We start from the raw sequence: 9551 nt of genomic DNA, 5'->3' as shown, positions 1-9551 counted from the left end.
TGGCCGGCCGCGGCATCGCCGCTGGCGCGCGCATCGCCGTGCTGGCCGAGCACCGCGCGCCGCTGCTGCTGGCGCTGCTGGCGGCGCAGCTGGCCGATGCCTGCTTCATTCCCCTCGATCCGACCTTTCCGGTCGAGCGGCTGGGCATGATCCTCGACGATTGCCGCCCGCAACTGGTGCTGCACGATTACCGCAACGGCGACCATGCCGCGCTGGCCGGCCAGGCCACGGCCGCCATCGAAGCCTTGCTCGAGCAGGACAGCGGCGTGGCGCCGCCGGGCACCGGCGACATGGCTCGCGCGCCCGGCGCACTGGCCTACATCCTGTTTACGTCCGGCTCCACCGGGCGGCCCAAGGGCGTGCAGATCAGCCGGGGCGCCTTTGCCAACGCGCTCGCCTCGTTCGCCGTGGCGCCAGGGCTGGACAGCCGCGATGTGCTTGGCGCGGCCACCACGGTATCGTTCGATATCGCCATGCTCGAACTGTTCCTGCCGCTGACCGTTGGCGCGCGCCTGGTCATGATCGACAAGCAGGTGGCGCGCGACGGCATGCGCCTGGCGGCGCTGCTGGCGGCGCGCGGCGTGACGGTGTTCCAGGGCACGCCATCGACGTGGAAGCTGCTGTGCGCGGCCGATGCGCGGCTGGCGCTGCGCGCCTGGTGCGGCGGTGAACAATTGCCGCAAGCCCTGTGCGATGACTTGCTGGCGCGCTTTGCCGCGCTGTGGAACCTGTACGGGCCGACCGAAACGACCATCTGGTCGGCGGTGCAGCGCCAGCAGCGCGGGCAGGCGGTTGGCGCGGGCAGTGCGGTCGCCAATACCACCATCTTCCTGCTCGACCGGCATGGCCAGCTCGCACCGGACGGCGCCATCGGCGAGATCTGCATCGGCGGCGATGGCGTCATGCGCGGCTACCTGGACCGCCCGGAGCTGAGCGCGGCGGCCTTTTTGCCCGACCTGCTGCGCCAGCATGGCGCGCTGGCTTACCGCACGGGCGACCTGGGCACCTGGCGCGCCGATGGCACGCTGGCCGTCATGGGACGGCGTGACCGGCAACTGAAACTCGATGGCTTTCGCATCGAGCCGGGCGATATCGAGGCGGCGCTGCGCGCGCTCGACGGCGTTGCCGATGCGGCCGTGACGCTGCATGCCGGTGGCGGCGCGCCGCTGCTGGTCGGCTACGTGGTGTTGGCTGGCGTCGACGCCGACGGCCAGCCGCAGGCCTTGCAGCGGCTGGCCGGGCAACTGTCCGGCAAGCTGCCGCGCTACATGATACCGGGCCGCTTCATGGCGCTGCCGGCGCTGCCGTTGACCCTCAATGGCAAGCTCGACCAGCGCGCGCTGCCGGCGCCTGACTGGCCGGCGCAGCAGGCGCCCTCGCGCCAGCCCGAAGGGGCATTGGAACAGGTCGTGCTGCAGGCCTGGCAGCAGGCGTTCGGGCGCCAGGACATCGGTCTCGACGACGATTTCTTCGCCATTGGCGGCCACTCCTTCATCGCCACGCGCATCCATGCGCAGCTGGCGCGCGTGTTGCGCGGCAAGGTGCCGCTGAGCCAGATCTTCGAAGCCAGTACGGTGGCGCGCCTGGCGGCGGCCATTGTCGCTCACGAGGGCGCCGCCGGCGAGGCGATGCGCCTGGCGCAGGCCACGCTGGCCGTGCAGGCCATGACCCCCGAGGCGCGCGCGGCCCTGCGCGCGCGCGCCCAACGCTGATTGATGGAGACCTTGATGTCCGATCTGTTCAATGATGACGAACTGCTTGATGCCGAACTGCTGCTGGCGCTCGACGCCCTCGATGACCCCGATAACGCCGATGCCGCCGATGCCGGCGCCGCTGCGGCGCAGTTCGATCCGCTGCATATTGCCCGCCTGGGCGCGGTCAGCGCGCCGCTGTCGTTCGCGCAGCAACGCCTGTGGTTCTTCGAGGAACTCGAGCCTGGCACGGCTTTCTTCAATATGCCGGTGCAGGTGCGCCTGGCGGGCCGGCTGGACGTTGCCGCATTGACCCACGCGCTCAACGACATCGTGCGCCGTCATGAGTCGCTGCGCAGCGTCTTCGCACTGCATGACGGCGCACCGCGCCAGTGCATTGCCGCGCGGCTGGAACTGGCGCTGCCGCTCACTGACCTGCGCGCCCTGGCGCCGGACGAGCGCGAAGCGCGGGCGCTGCAACTGATGCGCGAATCGGCGCAGCAGCCGTTCGACCTGGGGCGCGGACCGCTGCTGCGCGCCGGCCTGCTGCGCCTGGAGGACGAGCACCATGTCGTCATGCTGACCATGCACCATATCGTTTCCGATGGCTGGTCGATGGGCGTGCTGATACGCGAGCTCGCCGCGCTGTACCTGGCGTTTGTCGAGGGCCGTCCGGCGCCGCTGCCGGAGCTGCCGGTGCAGTACGCCGATTATGCGCGCTGGCAGCGCCAGTGGCTGGCCGGCGGCGTGCTTGAAGGGCAGCTCGACTACTGGCAGCGCCAGCTCGCCGGCGCGCCGCCGCTGCTGGTCCTGCCCACCGACCGGCCGCGCCCGGTGCAGCAGCACTACCAGGGGGCAAGCTGGTCGTTTGTGCTGCCGCCCACGCTGCTGCGCGCACTGCATGCGCTGGGCGGCGCGCACCAGGCCACGCTGTTCATGACCCTGACGGCGGCGTTCAATGTGCTGCTGGCGCGCTATTCGGGGCAAAGCGATATTTGCCTGGGCACCGTGATCGCCAACCGCGAGCGCCCGCAAACGCGCGAGCTGATCGGGTTTTTCGTCAATACGCTGGTGCTGCGCAGCCAGGTCGATGGCAGCGCCAGTTTTGCCGACCTGCTGCGCCAGGTACGCGCCACGGCGCTGGGCGCCTACGCCCACCAGGACGTGCCGTTCGAGCAGCTGGTCGACGCGCTCAAGCCGGTGCGCGACGCCAGCCATACGCCGCTGTTCCAGGTGATGCTGCTGTTGCAGAACGTACCGACAGCGACGCTGGACCTGCCCGGCCTGTCGCTGCGCCCGGTGCCGGCCGAGCGGTCGGCGGCCAAGTTCGACCTGACCCTGTATCTGCAGGAACACGATGGCCAGCTGGCGGGCGATTTTGAATACAATACCGACCTGTTCGACGAGTCCAGCGTGGCCCGCATGGCCAGTCATTTCCAGTATCTGCTGGGCGCGCTGGCGGCCGACCCGCATTGCGCCATCGAGCAGTTGCCGCTGTGCGACTTCGATGCGATGGCGCCGGTCGCCGCCATGCCGGCGCCGGGCGAACTGCGGCCGCTGTCGCCGCACCAGGAGCGGATGTGGTTCATCGACGTGTTCGAAGCCGGCCACCTGTATCCGGCCAGCCCCACCTACCACAATATCCCGCTGCTGCTGGAGGTCGACGGCCCGCTGACGCCGCAGGTGCTGCAGACGGCGCTCGACGCGCTGCTGGCCCGCCATGCCATCCTGCGCACCCGCATCAGTACCCACGAGGCACGCGGCTGGCAGCGCATCGACGACGGCGCGCGCCTGACGCTGCGCCTGCTCGATGGCGCCATGGCCGACGACCAGGCGATCGAGCTGGCCCTGGCCGACGCCGCCCTGCCATTCGCCATGGAGGGCGGCTCGCTGGTACGGGCGGCGCTGGTACGCTGCGCCGCCCAGGCCAGCGTGCTGGCCCTCACGGTGCATCACATCATCGCCGACCGCGCCTCGATGCGGCTGCTGGCGCGCGACCTGGTCGAGCTGTGCGGCGCGGCGCTGGAAGGGCGCGCCGCGCGCCTGCCGGCGCTGCGGCTGTCGCACGCCGATCACGCGCACTGGCAGCGCACGCTCGATCCGCTGTATGGCGAGGCGCTGTTCTTTTACTGGCAGCGGCAGTTGCGCGGCCGCCTGCAGGCGCTGGAACTGCCCTTGAACCGGCCGCGCCCGGCGGTGCACACGTTTACCGCCGCGCGTCACCAATTCGTGCTCGACCCGGTGCTGGTGCGCCGCCTGTGGACACTGGCGCAGCAGTGCGACTGCAGCCGTTTCGATGTCGTCGCGTGCGCCTTCAATGCGCTGCTGCGGCGCTATGCCGGCCACGCCGAGATCGTGCTGGGCACCAGCGTGCCGGCGCGCAGCGCGGCGCTGGCCGATACCGTCGGGCCGCTGGCCAATCTGCTGGTGCTGCGCAATGAGGTCGGCGATGACAGCACCTTGCTGGGCTTGCTGCGCGGCGTGGCGCAGGGACGTGCCGGCGCGCTGCGCCACCAGCAGATGCAGTTCGACCAGCTGGCGCTGCGCCTCAAGCCGGACAAGGACATGAGCCGCACGGCGCTGTTTGACGTGCTGTTCCAGCTCGAGCAGGAAGACGCCGCCGTGCTGGTATCCGGGCCGCTGCGCGCGCGCAGCGTGGAAACCAATCTGGGCTATGGAAAAAACGATCTGCATCTGTGCCTGTACGCCGACGGCGCCGGCCTGACCGGCAAGCTGGTCTACAACGCCGATTTCTTCGACCCGTGGCTGGTGCGGCAGATGATGGGGCACTACGTGGCGCTGCTTGAAGCGCTGGCCGACGATCCGGCGCAGCCGGTCAGCCAGGTCGCGCTGCTCGATGCGGACCAGCGGCGGCGCCAACTGGTGGACTGGAACGACAGCGACGCCGCCTATCCGGAGCAGCTGACGGTGCACCAGCTGTTCGAGGCGCAGGTGGCGCGGCTGCCGCAGCAGGTGGCGCTGACGTTCGAGGAGGCTGCGCTCAGCTACGACGAGCTGAACCGGCGCGCCAACCGGCTGGCGCATTATCTGCGCAGCCAGGGCGTTGGCGCCGAATCGCTGGTGGCCCTGTGCCTCGAGCGCGGGGTCGACATGATCGTCGCGATGCTGGCGGTGATGAAGGCCGGCGGCGCCTACGTGCCGGTCGATCCGCAGTATCCGGCAGGGCGCATCGCCTATATGCTGGAAGACTCGTGCAGTGGCTGGGTGGTGAGCGGCGGCGCGGCGCAGGCCGCGCTCGACGGCCTGCTGCCGGCGTCCATGCGACTGATCGCGCTGGACGCCGAGGCCGGCGCCATCGCGGCCTGTGACGAGCGCAATCCGCGCAACCTGAACGCGCCGCATCACCTGATTTACGTGATCTATACCTCCGGCTCGACCGGCCAGCCCAAGGGCACGCTGCTGGAGCACCGCAATGTGGTGCGTCTGCTGCTCAACGGCCGCATGCCGTTCAGCTTTGGCGCGCGCGATGTCTGGTCCATGCTGCACTCCTACGCCTTCGATTTCAGCGTCTGGGAAATGTATGGCGCGCTGCTCCATGGCGGGCGCGTGGCGCTGGTCTCGGCCAGCGCGCGGCGCGATCCGGCGCAATTGCTGGCGCAGTTGCTGTGCCAGCAGGTCAGCGTGCTGAACCAGACGCCGACGGCGTTCTACAACCTGGTCGAGGAAATGTCGCACCATCCCGGCCTGTCGCTGCCGCATCTGCGCTATGTGGTGTTTGGCGGCGAAGCGCTCAATGCGCTGAAGCTGAAGGCTTTCCATGCGGCCCATCCGCATGTCGAACTGATCAACATGTACGGCATCACCGAGACGTGCGTGCATGTGACCTTCAAGCGTCTGGGCGAGTCCGACTTCGCCAGCAGCGCAAGCAATATTGGCCGTCCCATCCCGACCACGATGACCTATATCATGGATGCTGGCCAGCGCCTGCTGCCGGCCGGGGTGGTTGGCGAAATCTGCGTCGCCGGGCTGGGCGTGGGGCGCGGCTATCTGAACCGGGACGAGCTGAGCGGCCAGCGTTTCGTCGCCCATCCCTATCTGCCGGGCCAGCGCCTGTACCGCTCGGGCGACCTGGGCAAGCTGCTGGAAAACGGCGAAATGGTGTACCTGGGACGCATGGACAAGCAGGTGCAGCTGCGCGGCTTTCGCGTCGAGCTGGGCGAAATCGAGGCGGCGCTGCTGGCCTTGCCGGCCTTGCGCGACGTGGCGGTGCGCGCGCGCGAAGACACGCCGGGCGACACCCGCCTGGTCGCTTACCTGGTGCCGCATGCCGGCGCCACGCCGGGCGATGCGCCAGAGCTGCGCATGGCGCTGCTGCGCAGCTTGCCTGACTATATGGTGCCCGCGCATTTCATCGTGCAGGACCGGCTGCCGCTGACGGCCAATGGCAAGGTCGACACGCGCGCGCTGCCGGCGCCGAACGCCAGCCGCAGCCAGCATCACTATGTCGCGCCGCAGACGCCCGACGAGCAGGCGCTGGCGGCGATCTGGGCCAAGGTGCTGGGGCTCGACAAGGTCGGCGCGCAGGATAATTTCTTTGCCCTCGGCGGTCATTCCCTGCTGGCGACCCAGGTCATGTCGCAGCTGCGCCAGACCCTGGGCGTCGAGCTGCCGCTGCGCGTCATGTTCGAGGCCTCCAGCGTGGCGTCGATGGCGCTGCGCATCGGCCAGGCGCGGCGGCAGGCGCCCGCCGGTGCGGACGAACCGGCCATGCTGGCGCGGCGCGATGATACGCCGGCGCCATTGTCGTTTGCGCAGCAGCGGCTGTGGTTTATCGACCAGTTGGGCGTCGATGGCGGACTGTATAACGTGCCCGTTGCCATGCGCCTCACCGGACGGCTCGATGTGGCGGCGCTGCGCCGCAGCATCAACGAGATCGTGCGCCGGCATGCCGTGCTGCGCACCAGCTTCGAGGCGCGCGACGGCGGCGCGGTACAACGCATTGCGCCGCATCTGGAACTGGCGCTGGCCGTCACCGACCTGAGCATCCTGCCCGAAGGCGCGCGCGAAGCACGTGCGCAGGCGCTGGCGGCGGCCGAGGCCAGCGCACCGTTCGACCTGGCGCGCGGCCCGCTGATCCGCGCCGCCTTGCTGCGCCTCGATGCACGCCAGCACGTGGTGCTGCTGACCTTGCACCATGGCGTGTCGGACGGCTGGTCGCTGGGCGTGCTGGTACGCGAGCTGGCCGCGCTGTATGCCGCCTTTGCCGCAGGCCAGCCTTCGCCGCTGGCCGAGCTGGCGCTGCAGTATGCCGATTTCGCCCAGTGGCAGCGCGACTGGCTCAGCGGGCCGGTGCTGCGGCGCCAGCTCGACTACTGGCGCGCGCAGCTGGCCGATGCGCCAGCCTTGCTGACCCTGCCGACCGACCGGCCGCGCCCGCCGCGGCAAAGCTATGGCGGCGCCACCCTGGCGTTCGAGGTGCCGCCGGCCACGCTGCAGGCGCTGAACCGGCTGGCGCAGCGCGAGGGGGCAACCCTGTTCATGCTGCTGGTGGCGGGCTTCAGTACGCTGCTGGCGCGCTACAGTGGCCAGACCGATATCTGCATCGGTACGCCGATCGCCAACCGCAACCGGGCCGAAACGGAACACCTGATCGGCTTTTTCGTCAACACGCTGATCCTGCGCACGCGCGTCAGGCCCGGCGACAGCTACGCCAGCCTGCTGCGGCAGGTACGCGAGACGGCGCTGGCGGCCTACGCCCACCAGGACGTGCCGTTCGAGCAGCTGGTCGAAGCGCTCCGGCCGCAGCGCCACCTGAGCCACACGCCGCTGTTCCAGGTCATGCTGGTACTGCAGAATGCGCCACTGGACAGCCTGCAGTTGCCGGAGCTGGCGCTGGCGCCGATCGACAGCCAGGTGGCGGTCGCCAAATTCGACCTGACCCTGAACCTGGCCGAGCGGGACGGCCGGCTGCTGGCGGCGTTCGAGTACAACACCGACCTGTTCGATGGCGCGACCATCGAACGCATGGCCGGCCATTTCACGCGGCTGCTGGCCGGCGCGGCGGCGCTTCCCGAGGCGCCGCTGCTGACGCTGGCGCTGCCTGGCGATGCCGAACGCCAGCGCCTGCTGGTCGACTGGAATGGCGCGCCCGCGCCTGCCGCCAGCGACTGCGTGCAGCTGCTGTTCGAGGCGCAGGCGGCGCGCACGCCGCACGCGCCGGCCCTGCGCTGCGGTACGCTGGAACTCGATTACGCCACCCTGAACGCCAGCGCCAACCGGCTGGCGCGCCGCCTGCGGTCGCTGGGGGTAGGGCCCGACACGCTGGTGGGACTGTGCCTGGAGCGTTCGGCCGACCTGATCGTGGCGCTGCTGGCGATCCTGAAGGCGGGCGGCGCGTATGTGCCGCTCGATCCGGCCTATCCGCAGGAACGCCTGCGCCATATGCTGGAGGACGCCGCGCCGGCGCTGCTGCTGACCCAGCGCGCCTTGCTGCCTGCGCTGCCCCTGGCCGGCCTGCCGCAGCTGGAGACCGTCTGCCTGGACGACGCCGTGGCGCATGCCTGGGACGATGGCGACCTGGCTTGCGCCACCTTGCCGGGCCACCTGGCGTATGTGATCTATACCTCCGGTTCGAGCGGCAAGCCGAAGGGCGTGCAGATCGCCCATGGCAACCTGGCGGCGTCGAGCGCCGCGCGTCTGGCCTGTTATGGCCACGGCGGGCGCTATCTGCTGACCTCGCCGGTGTCGTTCGACAGTTCGGTGGCGCTGATCTTCGGCGCCTTGCTGGGCGGCGCCACGCTGGTCTTGCCCGATGCGCACAGCGTGCGCGACCCGCTGCTGCTGGCAGGCTTGATCGAACGCGAGCGCATCAGCATGCTGCTGTGCGTGCCCTCGCTGTATGCCGAACTGCTGCACCTGCTCGATCCTGGCCGGCATGGCGCCTTGCGCCAGGCCATCGTGGCCGGCGAAGCCTGTCCGCCGGAGCTGGTACGGCGCAGCCATGCGCAGCTGCCGCAGCTGGGCCTGTTCAATGAATATGGGCCGACCGAGGGTACGGTCTGGGCCACGGTGCTGCGCACCGCGCCGGGCATGGCCGGCGCCAGCGTGCCGATCGGCCGCGCCATCGCCGGCGCCAGGGTGTATATCCTCGACGCGGCGCTCAATCTGGCGCCGACCGGCGTGGCTGGCGAGCTGTATATCGGCGGCGCGGGCGTGGCGCGCGGCTACCTGCGCCAGCCGGCCATGAGCGCTGAAAAATTCATGCCCGACCCTTACGCCGAAACGCCAGGCGCGCGCATGTACCGTTCGGGCGACCTGGCGCGCTACCTGCCTGACGGCCAGATCGACTATCTGGGACGGCTGGACCAGCAGGTGAAAATACGCGGCTTTCGCATCGAACTCGAGGAGATCGAAACGGCGCTGGCGGCACTGCCCGCCGTCGGGGCGTGCGTGGTGCTGGCGCGCGAAGACAGTCCCGGCCAGCGGCGCCTGGTGGCTTACCTGCTGGCGCGCCAGGGCGTCGATGACGAACGCCTGGCGCCGGCGGTGCTGCGCGCGGCGCTGGCGCGCAGCTTGCCCGACTATATGGTGCCGGCGCATTTCGTGGCGCTGGCGCACTGGCCGCTCACGCCAAATGGCAAGCTCGACCGCCTGGCCCTGCCGGCGCCCGACATGGCGCGCGGCGCCGTCTCGCTGGTGGCGCCGCAGACGCCGCAGGAGGTCATGCTGGCCGCGTTGTGGGCGGAGGTGCTGGGCCTCGATCAGGCGGGCGCGCTCGACAATTTCTTCGAGCATGGCGGCCATTCGCTGCTGGCGCTGCGCCTGCTGGCCCGGCTGCGCGCGACGCTGGCGCAGCCGGTGCCGCTGGCGGCGCTGTTCGCGGCGCCCACCCCGCGCGAG

At 70.1% G+C, this 9551-nt stretch carries 2 protein-coding genes; both read left to right on the top strand.

Annotated features, from left to right (window positions below):
* Positions 1 to 1712: non-ribosomal peptide synthetase (locus tag CD932_RS03615; protein WP_141213164.1), on the top strand; the 1712-nt coding region annotated here is incomplete at its 5' end.
* Positions 1713 to 1727: 15 nt separating this feature from the next.
* The coding region (locus tag CD932_RS03610; RefSeq protein ID WP_176460865.1) for a non-ribosomal peptide synthetase at positions 1728 to 9551 on the top strand (7824 nt) is incomplete at its 3' end.

Origin of the sequence: Janthinobacterium sp. PC23-8 (assembly GCF_002250505.1) — a bacterium.
Classification (GTDB): domain Bacteria; phylum Pseudomonadota; class Gammaproteobacteria; order Burkholderiales; family Burkholderiaceae_D; genus Janthinobacterium.
This window is presented reverse-complemented; position numbering and strand designations above follow the sequence as displayed.